Source organism: Pseudoxanthomonas sp. LjRoot206, assembly GCF_056175725.1.
Genome location: NZ_JBGFFI010000004.1, coordinates 281,348 through 298,527 on the forward strand (window position 1 = coordinate 281,348; position 17,180 = coordinate 298,527).

The 17,180-nt window shown below is 69.3% G+C and carries 18 protein-coding genes; 4 read left to right on the forward strand and 14 right to left on the reverse strand.

What is annotated here, in order from left to right:
• Nucleotides 1–33 precede the first annotated feature (33 nt).
• From AC04MD_RS14300 to AC04MD_RS14310, 3 genes are all read left to right on the forward strand, one after another.
• Entirely contained in the window at nucleotides 34–831 is a 798-nt protein-coding gene (locus AC04MD_RS14300; RefSeq protein ID WP_475497940.1) for an undecaprenyl-diphosphate phosphatase, read from the forward strand.
• Between the two features lie 240 nt (nucleotides 832–1,071).
• A complete protein-coding gene (locus AC04MD_RS14305; protein WP_475497941.1) occupies nucleotides 1,072–1,893 on the forward strand; it encodes a DUF4377 domain-containing protein in 822 nt (273 codons plus the stop codon).
• A gap of 94 nt (nucleotides 1,894–1,987) precedes the next feature.
• Nucleotides 1,988–3,409, forward strand: a complete 1,422-nt coding sequence (locus AC04MD_RS14310) for a hypothetical protein (protein ID WP_475497942.1) — start codon at nucleotides 1,988–1,990, stop codon at nucleotides 3,407–3,409.
• 6 nt (nucleotides 3,410–3,415) lie between these two features.
• On the opposite strand, the gene AC04MD_RS14315 is transcribed toward AC04MD_RS14310, so the two are convergent.
• The 10 genes from AC04MD_RS14315 to AC04MD_RS14360 form a co-directional block, all read right to left on the reverse strand.
• Complete coding sequence (locus tag AC04MD_RS14315) at nucleotides 3,416–3,733, reverse strand: RDD family protein (protein WP_475497943.1); 318 nt, start codon at nucleotides 3,731–3,733, stop codon at nucleotides 3,416–3,418.
• Nucleotides 3,734–3,794: 61 nt separating this feature from the next.
• Nucleotides 3,795–4,409: a YbhB/YbcL family Raf kinase inhibitor-like protein gene (locus AC04MD_RS14320; RefSeq protein ID WP_475497944.1), complete on the reverse strand. Its 615-nt coding sequence runs from the start codon at nucleotides 4,407–4,409 to the stop codon at nucleotides 3,795–3,797.
• 28 nt (nucleotides 4,410–4,437) lie between these two features.
• On the reverse strand, nucleotides 4,438–6,501 hold the full coding sequence (locus tag AC04MD_RS14325) for a tetratricopeptide repeat protein (RefSeq protein WP_475497945.1): 2,064 nt from the start codon (nucleotides 6,499–6,501) through the stop codon (nucleotides 4,438–4,440).
• Between the two features lie 50 nt (nucleotides 6,502–6,551).
• Complete coding sequence (locus AC04MD_RS14330) at nucleotides 6,552–7,544, reverse strand: YheT family hydrolase (RefSeq protein WP_475497946.1); 993 nt, start codon at nucleotides 7,542–7,544, stop codon at nucleotides 6,552–6,554.
• 88 nt (nucleotides 7,545–7,632) lie between these two features.
• Entirely contained in the window at nucleotides 7,633–8,430 is a 798-nt protein-coding gene (locus AC04MD_RS14335) for a lysophospholipid acyltransferase family protein (protein WP_475497947.1), read from the reverse strand.
• Between the two features lie 109 nt (nucleotides 8,431–8,539).
• Entirely contained in the window at nucleotides 8,540–8,962 is a 423-nt protein-coding gene (locus AC04MD_RS14340) for a hotdog fold thioesterase (RefSeq protein WP_296278608.1), read from the reverse strand.
• 146 nt (nucleotides 8,963–9,108) lie between these two features.
• Nucleotides 9,109–11,073, reverse strand: coding sequence for a phospholipase D family protein (locus AC04MD_RS14345; protein ID WP_475497948.1), 1,965 nt, complete (start codon nucleotides 11,071–11,073; stop codon nucleotides 9,109–9,111).
• On the reverse strand, nucleotides 11,070–11,657 hold the full coding sequence (locus tag AC04MD_RS14350; RefSeq protein ID WP_475497949.1) for a YceI family protein: 588 nt from the start codon (nucleotides 11,655–11,657) through the stop codon (nucleotides 11,070–11,072). Before AC04MD_RS14350 ends, AC04MD_RS14345 begins: the two co-directional genes overlap by 4 nt.
• The gene (locus tag AC04MD_RS14355; protein WP_475497950.1) at nucleotides 11,654–12,130 is read right to left on the reverse strand and encodes a SixA phosphatase family protein; all 477 of its coding nucleotides are present in this window, start codon (nucleotides 12,128–12,130) and stop codon (nucleotides 11,654–11,656) included. Before AC04MD_RS14355 ends, AC04MD_RS14350 begins: the two co-directional genes overlap by 4 nt.
• A gap of 21 nt (nucleotides 12,131–12,151) precedes the next feature.
• The gene (locus tag AC04MD_RS14360; RefSeq protein WP_192274192.1) at nucleotides 12,152–12,784 is read right to left on the reverse strand and encodes a ParA family protein; all 633 of its coding nucleotides are present in this window, start codon (nucleotides 12,782–12,784) and stop codon (nucleotides 12,152–12,154) included.
• Between the two features lie 157 nt (nucleotides 12,785–12,941).
• On the opposite strand from AC04MD_RS14360, the gene AC04MD_RS14365 reads away from it, so the two are divergent.
• Complete coding sequence (locus AC04MD_RS14365; RefSeq protein WP_475497951.1) at nucleotides 12,942–14,441, forward strand: AAA family ATPase; 1,500 nt, start codon at nucleotides 12,942–12,944, stop codon at nucleotides 14,439–14,441.
• A gap of 431 nt (nucleotides 14,442–14,872) precedes the next feature.
• Here the strand turns inward: AC04MD_RS14365 and AC04MD_RS14370 are convergent, their stop codons facing one another.
• The 4 genes from AC04MD_RS14370 to AC04MD_RS14385 all read right to left on the reverse strand — a co-directional run bounded on the left by AC04MD_RS14370 (nucleotide 14,873) and on the right by AC04MD_RS14385 (nucleotide 17,172).
• Entirely contained in the window at nucleotides 14,873–15,277 is a 405-nt protein-coding gene (locus AC04MD_RS14370) for a VOC family protein (protein WP_475497952.1), read from the reverse strand.
• Between the two features lie 393 nt (nucleotides 15,278–15,670).
• Nucleotides 15,671–16,180 (reverse strand): HIT family protein, encoded by a 510-nt coding sequence (locus AC04MD_RS14375; RefSeq protein ID WP_475497953.1) that lies wholly within the window; start codon nucleotides 16,178–16,180, stop codon nucleotides 15,671–15,673.
• Between the two features lie 51 nt (nucleotides 16,181–16,231).
• Nucleotides 16,232–16,765, reverse strand: coding sequence for a hypothetical protein (locus tag AC04MD_RS14380; protein ID WP_475497954.1), 534 nt, complete (start codon nucleotides 16,763–16,765; stop codon nucleotides 16,232–16,234).
• Between the two features lie 35 nt (nucleotides 16,766–16,800).
• Nucleotides 16,801–17,172 carry a hypothetical protein gene (locus AC04MD_RS14385; protein WP_475497955.1) on the reverse strand — a complete coding sequence of 124 codons (372 nt, stop codon included), beginning with the start codon at nucleotides 17,170–17,172 and terminating at the stop codon, nucleotides 16,801–16,803.
• Between the last annotated feature and the right edge of the window lie 8 nt (nucleotides 17,173–17,180).

Sequence of the window (17,180 nt, forward strand, 5' to 3'; positions counted from 1 at the left end):
CTATCCTGCCCGTCTCCCGCACGCTCCCTGCCCATGAACGACCTGCTCGCCGCGCTGCTGCTCGGCATCCTCGAAGGCCTGACCGAATTCCTGCCCGTCTCCAGCACCGGTCATCTGCTGATCGCGCAGCACTGGCTGGGCGAGCGCTCCGACTTCTTCAACATCGTCATCCAGGCGGGCGCGATCCTCGCGACCACGCTGGTGTTCCGCAAGCGCATCTGGGAGCTGACGACCGGCTGCTGGCGCGATGCCGCGGCGCGCGACTATTCGATGAAGCTGGCGGCCGCCTTCCTGGTCACCGCGCTGGTCGGCCTGCCCGTCCGCCTGGCCGGCTGGGAGCTGCCGGAGACGGTCACCCCGATCGCCTGGGCGCTGATCATCGGTGGCGTGTGGATGCTGATCGCCGAGCACTTCGCGGAGAAGCGCGGCGATGTCGCCACGATCACCTGGAAGGTGGCGATCCTGGTGGGCCTGGCGCAGGTGGTGGCCGGCGTGTTCCCCGGCACCTCGCGCTCGGCGGCGGCGATCTTCATGGCCATGCTGGCCGGCACCAGCCGGCGCTCGTCGGCGGCGGAATTCGTGTTCCTGCTGGGCATTCCCACCATGTTCGCGGCCAGCGGCTACGCCTTCCTGGAACTGGTGAAGGACGATGCGCTGGGCAGCGAGAACTGGGGCGAGGTGGCACTGGCCTTCGCTGCGGCGACCGTCACCGGTTTCGTCGTGGTGAAGTGGCTGCTCGGTTTCATCAAGGCGCACCGCTTCACCGGATTCGCGATCTACCGCATCGTGCTGGGCGCGTTGCTGCTGCTCTTGATGCCGGTCGGCAGCTGAGCCGCCGCGCTCCCTGCTCCCTGTAGGAGCGACGTCAGTCGCGACCGCACGGCCGGCCTGCCCTGAAGCGGCTGTTTGCCATCCGGGCGCGCTGCGGCGCGTTCATCCCAATGCACGGTGAATGGCTCTCGGGGCGCGGTCGCGACTGACGTCGCTCCTACAATCAAGCGCGATGCCCGGCCTTCACCCCATTCCAACCTCCCGCGCGTTTGCATTGGCCCACCTTCGACGGAAAACGCCATGAAACGACTGCTGCTGCTTGCCTTGCCACTGGCCCTTGCGGGCTGCCCCAAGCCGGCGGAACAGGCCGACGCGCCCGCGCGCACCGTGGTCACCACCCCGGATGCACCGGTTGCCGCGTCGGTCGGCGCCGCTGCCTTGCTCCCCCAGTACCACTGGCAACTCATGGACGCGACCGACGCGCAGGGCAAGCGCATCGAAGCCCTGTTCGCACGTGTCGACAAGCCCGTGCAGCTCGACTTCAAGGACGGCCGGCTGGGCGTGACCAATACCTGCAACCGCATGGGCGGCACCTACACGCTGTCGGACACCAGCCTCAGCATCGGCCGCCTGGCGTCCACCATGATGGCGTGCACCGACAACGCGCTGATGGCGCTGGACCAGGAGATCGGCAAGCGCCTGGAAGGCACGCTGACGCTGGCGACCACGGCAGGCGATGCGCCCACCCTGACCCTGACCACCGCCACCGGCGACGTACTCGCCCTCACCGGCGAACGCACCGCGGAAACCCGCTACGGCGGTGCCGGCGAGCGCGTGTTCCTGGAGGTCGCGGCGGAGACCAAGCCCTGCAACCACCCGCTGATCCCCGACAAGCAGTGCCTGCAGGTTCGCGAGATCACGTACGACGACCAGGGTCTGAAGGTCGGTACGCCCGGCGAGTTCCAGCACTTCTACGACAGCATCGAGGGCTACACGCACGAGCCCGGCATCCGCAACGTGCTGCGCGTGGACCGCTACACGGTGAAGAACCCGCCGGCGGACGGATCCTCGAAGGCCTACGTGCTGGACATGGTGGTGGAATCCGCCAGCGAGAAGAACTAGTACGGCGGCACGATGCGTGCCGTGCCCGCACGGCGCGCATCGATAACGTGGACCAGACGCTATAGTGGCGCGCCACCGTTTCGACGCGCGACTGATGGACTCCACCGCAAGGAACGCTTCTCCACTCCCCTGGATCGCGGCCGCCCTGCTCGCCGCTTCCGCGTTGCTGATGTGGTGGCCGGCGCTGCAGACGCCGCTCTGGGGCGACGACTACGTTTTCCTCCACGCCGCGCACGCGACCAATGCGGCGGGCATGCCGTGGTGGTCGGATTTCTGGCCGTCGTCGCCGCCGCGGTTCTGGCGACCGCTCTCGCAGGAAGGCTACTGGCGCTGGATCGATGCGGCACTGGGCGGCAGCGCCCATGCCGCACACGTGATCAGCCTGGTGCTGCATGTGCTGGCCACGCTCGGGGTCGCACTGTTCGGCTTCCGCCTGGCGCGCGCCTGCCGTTGGCCGCACGCCGGCCGCATCGCCGCGCTCGCCGGCGCCGTATACGGCGCACTGACCCTGCACCTGCTGCCGGTGCATTGGGCGGCGGCGGCGAACAATGCCATGCTGACCCTGTTCACCAGCCTGCTGCTGGCCGCGTGGGTCAGCGCGCGCGCCGACATCGGCGGCGTGCTGCGCAACGCGCTGCTGGCGCTATCGCCCGTATTGCTGGCGCTGGCGCTGCTGAGCAAGGAATCCGCAGCGCTGACGCCCGCGCTGATGCTGGTGGTGGCCGCGTTCGTCGTCGTGCGCCGGCTGGATCGCGGCGAACTCGTCGCCTGGCTGGCCTGCGTGGCCGTCGTCATGGTCTGGCTGTCGTTGCGCTCGCGCTTCACCGCCAACACCGATGCGTCCTATGACCTGAGCCTGGGCAGCAACGTGCTGCGCAATGCCGCCTCGTTCGTGGCGTGGCTGCTGAATGTGCCGCGCGAGGCAATGCGCATGGCGGTCGCGGGCGAACGCATGCAGGGCCTGGCCTGGATCGCCGCCACCGCCCTGCCGATGCTGGCCGCGTGGGCGATCGCCGGCTGGCGCGGCCGCGCCCTGCTGACCCGGCTGCAATGGGCATGCGTTGTCGTGTTCGCCGGCCTCGCCTACGCGCCCTACTTCCTGTTCGCCTGGAACAGCTACGAGTACTACGCGGCCATCGCCGCCATCCTGCCGGTGATCGTGCTGGCGCGCTGCGTCGCCGCCGATGGCGCAGCGCTGGTGGTCGCGGCGCTGATCGCGGTGTCGTCGTGGATCGCCGTGGAAGGCACGCGCCGGCTCGATCATCCCGGCCTCATCGGCCGTGCGTACTGGGCGGAAGCGACGCTGCAGGCACTGGAACGGCAACCGGTCGCCACGCCGCTGCACGTCAGCGTCGCGGACGAGCAGCGCTTCTACGCCATCGGCCAGATGGGCCTGGCATGGCGGCTGGGCATTGCGCCGGAACAGATCGCGGTGGCGCGCGAGTGTCCGCCGTCGGGCACGTGCCTGGTCATCGATGCCGATGGTCGTTGGCGCTGGCGGCCATCCGCCGACTGACGCGGATCACGCCGGCAGGACGACCGGCCGGCGTTTGAGCACGACGCGCGTCCGCGGCCAACGGTCGTGCCAGCCGCGCGGATCATCGTCATCGGCGAACAGGATCGAGAAGGCTTCGAACGGCACGATGCGGCTCAGGCTGCGCAGCACTGCCTGCCCGAAGGTGATCGGTCGACCGGCCTCGTCGACGACCCGCGTCCCCGTCAGCAGCTTGCCGATCGTCGTCCCCGTCGTGCTTTCCATCAGCGTGTAGTAGGCGATCATCACCGCGGCGCCGATCAACTGGTCCTGCCACCAGGGCAGCTGCTCCGCCCAGTCCAGCACCTCGTCGCCGCCTACGATGCCCGCCGGGGACTCTCGTAAGGATTGTCCCCGTCCGGCGGATTCATCCGCGGACCGCCGCGTTCAAGGTGTACGTTCCGTAGACGAGCGCTTCGCCCAACACATGTCCCTGCATCGCGCGCTCCACGTCGCCGGCGGTGAAGCGCGCCGGCAACTCGAGCGTGGCGACGTCCAGCGCGAACAGGCGGAAGAAATAGCGGTGCACGCGCAGGTCGTTGAACGGCGGATACGGGCCGTCGTAGCCGTGGTAGTCGCCGCCCATCTGCGCGTCGCCCGCGAACCAGCCGGTGTAGTCGTTCAGTCCCTGGCGTGCGCCGGCAGGTCCCGCCGGCTGTTGCTTGCCCTTGGCGGTAATGCCGTCGCTGCAGCTGCCCGCGGCGATCTCGCGGACGTCGGGCGCGATGTCGGCCATCGCCCAGTGGATGAAATGCGCGCGAGGCTGTTCGACCGGGATCTGCAGGTCGTCGCGGCCGACCGTGTCGGGCACGGTCGGAGCGTCGGGATCGATGCACAGCAGGGCGAAGGACGCCGTCCCGTCCGGCACGCCATCCCAGGCGAGATGCGGATTGCGGTTGCCGGCGAAACCGTCCGGCTGGCCCATCGCGAACTCGGCCGGGATGGGCTTCATGTGCTCAAAACTGTCGCTCCACAGACGCATGCGTCGCTCCTGCTGGAAAAGGAAGGAATCAGGTTTCCGGATAACCCAGGCGCACCGCGACCGGCGTCAGTGCGGCGAACGGACCGGCCAACGCCTGCGCGTAGTGGCGCCAGTGGCCTTCCGGGAAGCGGCGCGCGCCGGACGACGGCGGCAGGGGCAGCTGCGCGCCCAACGCCTGGCCCAGCGCCTGCGCGACGGCACCGGCGTCGTCCTTGATCGCGTCCATGCGGATCAGGCGGCTCGGGTAGAGATCCTGTTCGTGCAGGTCGGCGATCTGCGCGAACAGGCCGGCCAGCCACGCGGCGCCGGCGTCGAGATCGTCCAGCGCCAGCGGCGCGGGCGAGCCGAACGCCAGCCAGTCGACCAGCGCATCGCGCGGATCGCGCACGGCCACGATCAGCAGCGCTTCCGGCAGGTGCGGACGCAGCGCGTGCAACAGCGCGTTGTCCCACGAGATCAGCCAGTCGACCACGCCGGTATCGACCGAGCGGTGCTTCAGCGTCGTGCGCCAGTCGGCGATCAGCGCCTCGCCGGTCAGCTCGCCCGACAGCAGGCGCGCCGGCGTGAAGTAGCTCTGGAAGCCGTCCATCGGAGGCTCCGGCAGGAAACGATCGCCGCGCAGGCGGTCGCTGACATAGCCCAGCACGCCGGCGAGCGACTCGACCACCGTGCCCGGCGGACCCCACAGCAGGATCGGGCGCGGCTGCGACGACGCGGCGACGTCGCCCAGCTCGGGCCACGGCCCGGTCGCGCCGGTCTGGGTCCACAGCGGCAGGCGCGACGGCGCGAGTTCGTGCGCCAGCGCGGCCCAGCCGTTGACCGCTTCGGCGTAGCGACCGGCGCGATCGCGCACGAACGCCTGCCAGCCACGCAGGCTGCGCTGCTGGTCGGGATTCTGCGCCTTGCTCGCCAGCTCGCCGACGCGCGCGATCGCCGCCACCGGATCGCGGCGCAGCAGGCCTTCCACCAACCGCTGCTCGCCGCTGGCGCGGCCCGGATCCAGCTCGACGATGCGGCGCGCCACCGCTTCGGCGGCCCCGTCGTCGCCGGCGGCGTCCAGCACCGACATCTGCGCTTCCAGCGCGGGTACGTGCTGCGGCATGGCCGCCACCCAGCGGTCGACGACGGTGCGCGCTTCCGCGCTGCCGACGGCTTCGAACAGCAGGCGCGCCAGCCACAGGTCGTGCGCATCGGCGGTGGTGGCGAGCGCGGCGTCCAGCGTATTGCGCGCGTCGTCCTGCGCGCCGAGACGGCTCCACGCTTCGATGATCGCCAGCACGGTGTCGCGGTCGCGCGGCTGCCCGGCGAGGGCGATGCGCAATGCAGCGAGGGCTTCCTCGTTCTGGCCAGCCGCCAGGCGCAGGTGGCCGATGTAGCGGTGCAGCGCCGGCGCGTTGTTGATCGCGACCAGCGGCAGCAGTTCGTCGGCCGCCTCGGCGGGACGGCCCTGCCGGCGGATCAGGTCGGCGATCAGGCTGCGCAGGCTGTCGGAGCCGGGCACCTTCTCGACCACGCCGCGGAACGCCTGCTCGGCGAACGCCCAGTGGCCCAGCGCCATGTGGATGAAGCCCAGCGCGTAGCGCAGCTGCACGTCGTCCGGCGCGTCCTGCAGCGCGGCCGACACGATCTTCAGCGCGGCGTCCGCGTTGCCGCGGCGCAGGGCGACCATGCCGGTGATCGCCGCCAGCTGCGGATGGTCCGGCGCCACGCGCGCGGCCAGGCGGGCGAGGCGTTCGGCTTCGTCCAGGTCGCCGCGGCCCAGCGCCAGCTGGCCCTGGATCAGGTAGGCGGTGAACTGGTTGGGATCGAGCACCGTCGCCTGGCTCAGCGCGGCCTGCGCGTCCTCGTTGCGGCGGCTGCCCACCAGCACGCCGGCGCGGGCCAGGTGCAGGTCGGCATTCTCGGGCGCCAGTGCGATGGCGCGGTCGATGGTCGCCAGCGCCGCGTCGGCCTGGCCGCCCTGCATCTGCGCGGTAGACAACCAGCGCAGCGCCTGCGCGTCGTCGGGGCGTTCGGCCACCAGGGCTTCGGCAGCGGTCAGGGCTTCCGCCACGGCGCCACGGCGCAGAGCGTCCAGAATCGGGTCGTACATTGCGGTTACCAGCGTTCGGTCAAACGCCGATTGTACCGGGGCTTCCCGGCTCAGGCGGCGCTGCCGGCCAGGCGCTCGGCCACCCAGCGCTCGGCGTAGCCATCGCCGGCGGCGTTTTCGATGAAGGCGCAGTGGCCGCCCCACGGCGCGATCTCCAGCGTGGCCTGCGCCGGCAGCGCCCAGTCGCGGAAGGTGTCGAAGGGGATCACCGGGTCGTCCTCGGCCATCAGGATGTGCGTGGGCACGGTGAGGCCGGCCAGTCGCTCGCCGGCGATGGCGTAACCGTCGAAGTAGGCGTCCAGGGTGCCGAACCCGGTGTGCCGCTGCACCAGCCAGTCGGTCAGCGCGCGGATGTCCAGCGCCAGCACGGTGTCGTCGAAGTCGTGCCGCTGCGGGAACAGGCTGCGCTTGCGCAGCAGCGAGCGGCGCCATTTGCGCGCGAAGTACCAGTCGTACAGCGGCAGCCCGTTCTCGATGCTGTCCATCGTCGTGGCCGGGTCCAGCAGCGGGCAGACCGCCGCCACGTGCGCCAGCGCCAGCCCGGCCTGCGGCGCGCGCAGCGCCAGCCGCAGGGCGAAGTTGCCGCCCAGCGAGTACCCCGCCACCCGCATCGGCAGGTCGCCGGCGAAGCGCCGCGACACGTCGAGCGCAGCATGCACCACTTCGTCCAGCCGGTTGGAGTGGAACAGGTCTTCGTTGAGGTGGTGGGTGTCGCCGTGGTCGCGGAAGTTCAGCCGGAACACGTCGAAGCCGCGCGCCAGCAGCTGCGCCGCGGTCAGCCGCATGTAGCTGGAATCGGCGCTGCCCTCCCAGCCGTGCAGCAGCAGCACCAGGCCGCGCGACGTCCGTCCGGCCACCTGGCTGTGGAAGCCCTGCAACCGCACGCCGTCGCCACCGTCGACGATGTGCTCCAGCGTCACCGCGCCGCTGCCCGCCAGCGCGCGCAGGCCGCGACGCCGGCGCAGCGCACTGGAACCCAGCACCGATTGCAGGTGCGGGTTGCGCAGCCAGCGCGGGGGGCGGAAATCGGCGGCAGTGATCATGGGCTCATCGCGGCAGCGTTGGTGCGAATGTGGCACCGGAGGATGGAGTATTCCCTCGAATACGTCGCAATGCCGTCACGGCGGCCGCTCAGGCCTCGGCCATCGCCTGCACGATGCGTTCGCGCGAGAGGTCGGCGATGCGCCGGCGACCTTCGACGTCGGCGACGCGGATCGGCTCGAGGAAACAGATGTCGGCCGTGCGCGCCGGTTCGCCCAGCAGGCGCAGGAAGTTGGCAAAGAAGCTTTCCTTCGGCCCGAACGCCACCACCGGCTGCGCGCTGCCACGGGCGCCGTAGCGCAGCGCCACCGGCTGCACCGGCACGCCCGCCTCGACCGCGGCCAGGAAGATGCGCGCGTGGAACGGGCCCACCGCATGGCCGTCGCGGGTGCGGCCTTCGGGGAACACGCCGACCGGCCGGCCCTCGCGCAGGCGCTGCATCATCGCCTGCAGCACGCCGCCCAGCGATTCCTGGCTGCCGCGCTGGTGGAAGATGGTGTGCCCCTGCGCCGCCAGCCAACCCACCACCGGCCAGCCGCGGATCTCCTGCTTGGCCACGAAGCCCATCATGCGCTGACTGTGCAGCGCCTCGATGTCGATCCAGCTGACATGGTTGGCCACGAACATCGTGGGACCCGGCAACGGCGTGCCGACCCGGCGCAGGCGGAATCCGAAGATCCGCATCAGCCCACCGGACCAATGCCGTACCGCCACGTCGCCGATGCTCTCGTCGCGCACGCGGATCCACACCAGCACCGGCGACAGGCACAGCAGGACGATCGGCAGGAAGAGCAGCAGGTGGATGAGCAGCAACGGCACGCGGTACGCGTAACGGAATACCCGTGCCACGCCGCTGCCGCCAGCAACATGAACAGGGGGCGGCGTCATGCGCTCAAGATAGCAGGAGTGAGGGGGGGAGGGGCAGGAGTGAGTGAAGAGGAGTGAGGAGAGCCACAGCCTTTGCCTTCGCTCACTCCTCACTCCTCTCCGCTCCCCACTAGCTCCTGGGTACAACCGCCAGCGTCAGCCGCGACACGCAGACCAGCTTGCCGTCGTCGTTTTCGATGCGGATCTCCCACAGCTGGGTGCTGCGACCGACATGCAGCGCCCGCGCCGTACCGGTGACCACGCCGCTGCGCATCGCGCGCACGTGGTTGGCATTGATCTCCAGGCCCACGACCATCTCCTTCGTGGTGTCCACGCACAGGTTGCCGGCGACGCTGCCCAGCGTCTCGGCCAGCGCCACCGACGCGCCGCCGTGCAGGATGCCGTACGGCTGCACCGTACGCGCATCCACCGGCATGGTGCCGCGCAGCCAGTCCTCGCCCGCTTCGGTCATCACGATGCCGAGGTTCGACACCAGCGTATTGGCCGCATGCGCGTTGACGGCGGCGAGATCGACGGGAGCGCGGAAAGCCATGGGGCAAGGACCGGAATGGATGTCGCCACGATTCTACGCAAGCCGTGGTAGGAGGGGCTTCAGCCCCGATGCTTTCCGATGACGAACGCGTCCTCGGCATCCGGTCGCCAGGAAAAAGCATCGGGGCTGAAGCCCCTCCTACACGTCTACAGGATCGGCACCAGGCCCGCGCCGAATGCGGTCAGCACGCGCGTATACAGCCACTTCGGGCCGACATCGACTTCGGGAAAGTCGCCCACGGCCACGTAGCAGCGCTGGAAGGCCGGATCCTTCGGACCGACCGGCAGCGGGCATTCCGGACCCGGCCGGAACTCGTAGCTGGTCGCGTAGCGCCAAGGCCAGATGTCGAAGATCGGCAACGCCTCGGAGACCTTGCCCAGGCTGTAGTCCAGGCCGGAGAACACCGGCGGCTTGGCGCGCGGCGCGATCGTCCACGCATTCTTGGGCGACATGTCGCGGCGGATGCTGCCGGCCAGCGCCTGCGCGAACGCCGGATCGTCGATCACCACCGCCGCCTCGGTGTTGTAGTTCTCCGAGCGCGGGTCGAAGTTGTGCGTGCCGATCACCGCGATCCCGCCGTCGATCACCATCGACTTCGCATGCAGGCCCATGCGCACGCCGGCGCGCTTCAGCGGCAGCGGCTCGGCAGCGGCGCCGCTGCTGAAGAACGACGGCCGCGACTCGGTGCGCTGCAGGCGGCGCGTGTTCTCGCCACTGGCGTCGGAGGCGCTTCCGCCCGACGGCCCGATCGACCCCGACGGTCCGCGCAGCGCGCTGCCGGTGTTGCCGTCCGGCGACGCCACCGGCGGCCCTTCCGGCATCAGCGCGGCGTAGTCGACCGGCGCATCTTCCGGGAACGGCTTGTATTCGTGGATCTGGAAACCGAACTCGCGCAGGTAGCGGCGCTTGTACTTGAACGACATCGAATAGACGATCGGGTTGTCGGTCGCGGCCAGGCTGTTGGTCGACACGATCACCTGCGGCGGGGGCTGCCGCTTGCGCATGTCGCGGAACATCCTCTGCGCCTGCTTCGACATCACCAGGTACGGCGTCTGCAACAGCACTTCCTTCTGCGCGCCGCGGATCAGGGCCTCCAGTTCCGGTGCCGCGGGCGCATCGTCGTCGCGGCGCTCGCGCCGGTGCTTCTGCGGCAGGTCGGCGATGTAGCGCACGGCGCCGACGGCGAACGCCGGTTCCACGAAGCGCGCCCGCACCACCTCCGGATCGCTCGCCTCCGCGATGGCTTCCTGCACGCGCTCGGGACGCAGGTAGCGTGGTACCGGCATCGCCGGCACGCCTTCGTCCAGCAGCGTGCGGCCGACATCGTTCAGGCGCTCGGCCGGCACGCTGCGCCGCGCATCCCAGAACGCCTGGAAGTTGGTCGCCATCGCCGCCGCTTCCGGCCCGGCGACCAGCACGTCGCGGTCGCGGAAGTTGTACTCCGCATCCCAGTCGTAATAGTCGTCCTGGTAGTTGCGACCGCCGCTGATGCCGATGCGGTCGTCGACGAGCAGGAGTTTGGTGTGCATGCGCTGGTTGAAGCGGCGGAAGCAGCACAGCACGCTGCCCGCGTAGTCCAGGTAATTGAGCTTGGCCTTGCCGAAGCTGGGGTTGTAGATGCGGATGGCGAAGTTCCGGTGCGAACCGGACAGCGCGGCCAGGATCTCCAGGTCGGCGATCGCCGACAGCTGGTCGATCAGCAGCCGCACCTTCACCCCGCGCCGCGCCGCGGCCAGCAGTTCGTCCAGCACCAGCCGCGCGCTGTCGTCCTTGTCGAAGATGTAGGTCTGCAGGTCGATGCGTTCGCGCGCACTGCGGATCAGGTTCAAGCGCGCCAGCAGCGCGTCCGAGCCCTTGTCCAGCATCACCGCATAGTGGCGCGGTGCGGTCGGCGTGGAATCGGCGTTCGCCTTCCCGGCCAGGTCGTACAGCGGCGACGGCAGCGCACAGGCATCGGCCTGCGTGCAGTCGACCACCTCCGAGCGGGCGGCGGCGGCGATGCCCGCCGCGCGGTCGCGCTGGCGGTCGGACAGGCTGGCGCAGGCCGTGCCCAGCAGCGCAAGGCAGAGCACCGCGCAGCGCACGGCGAGCGTGGGAAAACGGGCGGTCACTGGCGTTTTCCGCTCCGGACGCGCGCGCGCAGCACGAACACCACGCGGTCGCTGACCGCCAGCATCCAGTCGTCCATGTCGTAGTCGCTGCGGCGCACCGCGCCGGTCGCCACCACGTCGCAGTCCACGGCAGGACGCGAACACGTCGACGCCGCCACCTCCAGGCTGCGCGGCCGGCTGATGCCCTTGATGCTCAGGTCGCCCTCCAGCGTGCCGCCGTCGTACAGCAGCATCGGGTCATAGGGTTTGGAGGTGAAGGTGACCACCGGGTAGCGGTCGGCATCGAAGAACTTCTCGCTGCGCGCCCAGTCGCCGTAGCGCGGGTGGTCGACGATCTCCACCTCGCGCGTGTACATGCGCAGGCGCACCTGCTGGCGACCGTCCGGCAGGTGCTCGACCGAACCCTCGTAACGCGGGAACACGCCATCCAGCACCTGGCCCCAGCGAGTGCGCAGTTCGAAGCCCAGCCGCGTATGCGCGGGATCGAAATCGTTCCGCCCCTGCTGCGCCCACGCGGGCGCGGCGCACAGCAGGGCCAGGCACAGCAGGGCCAGCCAGACGGCCAGCGGCAGATCCGACTTCATGGCCACCAGAAAGCGGAGAGCTGCGCCACGCCGGGTTCGATCGCCGCATCCACCGGCAGCGTCAGCACCACCACGCCGCCGGGCGGCATGCCGCGGTACTCGCTGGTCACGCCGGAATACATCAGCGCCGCCAGCTGCTCGAAGCCGGGGTTGTGCCCGACCATCAGCAGGCGCTCGGCCTCGCGGTGCTGGTCGGCCAGGTCGGCCAGCGTGCCGGGCGTGGCTTCGTAGATGCGCTCTTCCAGCCGCTGCTCCACGTAGCCGATCGCGGCCAGCACCGCTTCCAGCGTCTCGCGGGTGCGGCGCGCCGGCGAACACAGCACGCGGTCCGGCACCAGGCCCTGCTCCTTCAGCCAGCGCGCGGCGGCCTCGGCCTCGGCCAGGCCCTGCGGCGACAGGGGACGGTCCAGGTCGGATTGGCCGGTGGTCGCCGGTTCGGCATGCGCATGGCGCAGCAGGATCAGTTCACGCATGGGACGCTTTCTCCTTAGGCCTCAGGCCTTCTTGATCCATTTCAGCAACGGTTCCCAGTCGGCCTGGTGCTCCCGCACCTGCGCCGAGCGGTAGTCGAACAGGCTGCGGCCCAGCCCGGCCATGACCACGTAGGCCTGCGTATCCCGCAACTGGGTGATGACCGGGTAGGGCCAGGTCTTCAGCATCTCCACCGCCTGCTGCGAGGCGTTGGTCCACGGCTTGCTGCGGTTGACCACCAGCCCGACCGGCAGCTTGCGCTTGTGCACGCGCGGCACCTTGGCCATGGTGTTCAGGAAACCGACCGTCGCCTCGATATCGAGCGCCGACGGCAGCACCGGCACCACCACGGCGTCGGCCTGTTCCAGGAAGCTTTCCAGGTCGTCGGCCATCGCACCGGCCGGGGCATCGATCACCACGCGCTCGGCGTCTTCCGGCAGCCAGGCCTTCCAGGCGCGCTTGCCGCTGGCGTCGATCGGCAGCACCGCGGTTTCCAGTTCCGCCCGGCGCTCGGCCCAGCGGGTGGAGGAATGCTGGGGATCCACGTCCACCAGCACGGTGCGCTTGCCATCGAGTGCGAAGTACGCGGCCAGATTGGTCGCCAGGGTGGTCTTGCCCGCGCCGCCCTTGGAGCTGGCGACCAGAATCGTCTTCATGCGCGCACCTCGTTGCTGGAGAACCCGGAGGGTACACCGCGACAAGTGAAGCGGGAACCGGCGTGTCCGGCCCCCGCGACCCGCTGTCGCGCGGCGTCCGCCTCCCCGTTCCGTACGCCGCTTGCTATCGTGCCGGTCCCCACGGACCGGACGCCCCATGAACGAGCTGCAGGACCTGACCGCGCTGATCCGCGCCAACACCCCGCTGATCGTCATCGAGACCCAGGACGAGGGCCGCGTGGTGGAACTGTTCCGGCAGGCGCTGGGCCAGGTGTGGCGGGCGCTGTTCCGCTGGAGCATCACCGAGGGCCTGCGCCGGCTGGACATGGACCGCGAGGACGACGCCGTCGGCCCGCCCGATGCCAGCGCCGCCCTGCAGGCCATCAAGCAGGCCGAGCAGCGCGGCATCTACCTGCTGCTCGATTTCCACCCTTACCTGGGCTACGCCAGCAGCCAGCGCCAGCTGCGCGACATCATGCAGCGCCGCCACAGCCTGCCGCACGTGGTGGTGCTGGTCGGCGCGAAGATCGAGCTGCCGGCCGAACTCGAAGCCCTGGCGGTGCGCTTCAACCCGCGCCTGCCCGACGGCCCGGCGCTGTTGAAGATGGTGCGCGAGGAAGCCGAGCACTACGCCCGCGAACACGGCGGCCGTCGCGTCGAGGCCGATGGCGAGGCGGTGAAGCAGATCGTGCGCAACCTCCAGGGCCTGAGCCTGGTCGACGCGCGCCGCATCGCCCGCCAGCTGATCTTTGCCGACGGTGCGCTGACCGCCAGCGACCTGCCGGCGCTGAACAAGCTGAAGTTCGAGCTGCTCAACCGCAGCGGCCACCTGCATTACGAATACGACACGGCGAAGTTCGCCGACGTCGCCGGCGCCAGCCGCCTGAAGCGCTGGATCGAGCAGCGCCGCGCGGTGTTCGTCTCCGGCAATCCGCCGCCCGGCCTGGACCTGCCCAAGGGCGTGCTGCTGCTCGGCGTGCAGGGCTGCGGCAAGTCGATGCTGGCCAAGGCCACCGCCGCCGGCTTCGGCGTGCCGCTGCTGCGGCTGGACTTCGGCACGCTGTACGACAAGTACCACGGCGAAACCGAGAAGAACCTGCGTGCCGCGCTCGCCTCGGCCGAGCAGCTGGCGCCGTGCGTGCTGTGGATCGACGAGATCGAGAAGGGCCTGGCCAGCGGTGGCGACGAGGACGGCGGCGTCTCGCGCCGGGTGCTCGGCTACCTGCTCACGTGGATGGCCGAGCGCAAGGCCGGTGCCGGCAGTGGACAAGTCTTCCTGGTGGCCACCGCCAACCAGGTGCAGGACCTGCCGCCGGAGCTGCTGCGCAAGGGCCGCTTCGACGAGATCTTCTTCGTCGACCTGCCCTCGCCCGGCGCGCGCGTCGAGGTGCTGCGCGTGCACCTCTCGCGCCGCGCGCTCGACCCGGAAGGCTTCAACCTGCCGGCGCTGGCCGCGGCGGCGAACGGCTTCTCCGGCGCCGAACTGGAACAGGCCATCGTCTCGGCGATGTACGCCGCGCACGCCGAACAGAAACCGCTCGACACCGACCTGGTCATGCACGAGATCCGCAGCACCCGCCCGCTGTCCGTGCTGATGGCCGAGCAGGTGCAGGCACTGCGCGAATGGGCGCGGGAGCGGACAGTTCCTGCAGACTGACGACGGGTTCCGCTGTGGAGCGACGTCAGTCGCGAACTGTCGACGGCGTCGTTCAGCGCGTGCGGCTGTAACAGGCGGACGACGCGTCCGTATCGTAAAGACCACCGTTGCGTCGGATGTCCTCGTCCGTCTGTCCGGCTCCTCCGCCTTGGCAGACATGTGCGCAACCACCGCCTACCCAAGACATTCCACCGTTCGCCTCACATGAGATCTGGCACTGGTCGGACAGCGCGCAACGCTGGGCGAGCGCCCTCAGTTCGCATATCCGCTGCGTGGACAGCCGGCCGCCCTCCTTGATCCACGAGACGTCGCACGCCGGGTTCACCGCGTGTTCCTGGCTTGCCGCGCAACCCGCCAGCAAGAGCAAGAGAACGGATATACAAGCGACGCCGATGACGGAGTTCGGTCGATGTGCGCGCATCTTCAGCCGCTCACCCCTGCTTGTTCTTCTCGTCCCACGCCATCGGCTCCCACAGCTCCACCTTGTTGCCTTCCGGATCCATGATCCAGGCGAACTTGCCGTTCTCGTGCGACTCCGGGCCCTTGAGGACCGGCACGTCGGCGGCGCGGAGCTGGGCGAGCAGCGCGTCGAGGTCGTCGACGCGGTAGTTGATCATGAAGGCGCTGTCGCTGGGGCTGAACCACTGGCTGTCCTTCTCCGCGACCGTCCATACCGTCAGGCCCTGGTCGTTGGCCGTATCGTCCGGCCAGCGCAGAACGGCCCCGCCCCACGACTCCAGCGGCAACCCCAGGTGCGTGTGGTACCACGCTGCCAGCGCCGCGCTATCGCTGCGGCTCTTGAAGAACACCCCGCCGATTCCCGTCACCTTCGCCATCGCCTCTCCCTCCCGGTTGATCGTTGAACACCTTGCATCACGTGTCGGTCCGCGCTCCATCCTGCGTTGCGCGGCTCAACCCGCGTGTCACGCCTCTATCCAATGCGCGATCCCGGACGTCTGCCCATCCACCTCGTCCGGATAGTGGTACCAGCTTTCATGCGGCGAGAAGGCCGCGCATGCAAGGCACTGCGTGTTCCGCCATTGATAACTGCATCCCGGGCACACGCCCCGGGTCCAGAACGTGTTCCAGACCGTATCGCACTCGTTCTTCGTGCACATCCACAGGTCGCTGCCGGACGGTCGCCATGCGCATTCTGGGCAGTAGATTTCGGGTTCCGGCATGGCGGATAGCAAGGCCTTCGATAGGGAGGGTCCGAATGGACGAACTCGTTAAATGGGCAGATTCGAACGTATCAGACCGACCGCTTCAACCAGTTGCTCGCGGGACGCCCGCACCCGGGTCCTGCGCTCGACGTCTCCCGCAGGATCGTGCGACATACCCCGCTGCCGCCCCGCATCCTCGAAGGTCGCGAGCTGCGGCGGGCCGATGCCCCAGTCGCTGCCCGCCTGCCGCGGCACGACGTGGAAGTGGAAGTGCGGGGTTTCCTGCCCGCTGTACACACCGTTGTTCTGGAACGTCAGGATGCCGAGCGGCTGGTAGGCCGCATCCAGCGCCCGCGCAACGCGCTGCGCAGCGATCATGACCGCCTCGCATTCCTCGCGGGTGAGATCGAGCAGCAGCGCGACATGCCGGCGCGTGATCACGCAGCACTGCCCGACTTCGAACTGCCAGGGATTGATCACGGTGAGCGTGTGCCCGCTCTCGTCGATGATCTTCCACGACTCGTCGCGCGCGGCGACGCACAGGTCGCACGGATCTCTTGAGGGAAGCTGGATCAAGGGTCACCTCCAGTGCGCGGACAGGGGAACGGCATCCATCCGAACGAACGATCACGTCTCAGGTCCATCGTATGAACCGCCGAACGCCTGCCCGTCCGCCAGCATCACCCTGAAGCTATGCCAGGCGCCATCGAAGTGGCCAGCCTCGCCCGCGACGAAGTCGTCTGCAAACTGGACCATGCGGATGCCATCCCACGCCAGGCGCCGGGTATGCCACGAACGGGTGGCGCCGAGCAGTTCAAGACGGACGTGATCCGAAAAAAGCAGGCCGCAGGAGAGGGTCAGGCAGGATTCCACCGATACGGTGAGGATCCCGACGTACCGTCTCGCATCGGGATCGACGACATAGGCGGTTCCGCCTGCAACGACGACGACATGTCGCTTGTCGGGGTGGAGGAAGGCGCCGCTGAAGGACGTGATGCCCGGCTGGAAGTTGCCGACCCATGCCTCGGACGCGTCCGGAAAGAACTTGACCACGAAACCTTCCCGATGCGTGTCCGAACCGGTCTCGCTGAACAACTCCGGGAGTGGGCCGTACGGCGGAAGGCCCGGCAGAATGTCAAGGCGCAACGACGGGTCTTCCACGTTCCACTGCCTGCACAGAGGTGTCTGGCAGCATCCTACGGCCAGGCCGGATCGGCCACCAGCGCAGCGGTGATCCCGATGCCGAGCACGGCGAAAAACGCCATCGCCATCGTCAGCCCGATCGCCACGATGGTCATCCGCACGAACCCGACCCGTGCCGGGAACCGTTGCAGATGTGCCGACAGCACCCAGGACAGTGGACCCAGCCAGGCAAGCAAGGCCACCACCGGAAACAGCTCAAGCGGCGCATGCAGCACAACCAATCCGTAGAAGACTGCCGGCGCACCTACCAGGCATCCCAGACAGGCGACCCAGAACCGGATGCGCGGTGACGCAAGCCGCTGGTCGCCACCCAGGTCGGCCGTGGGTGGCGCGTACGCGGCTGGATTGCTGTCGTTCTCGTCCATGGTCCCGG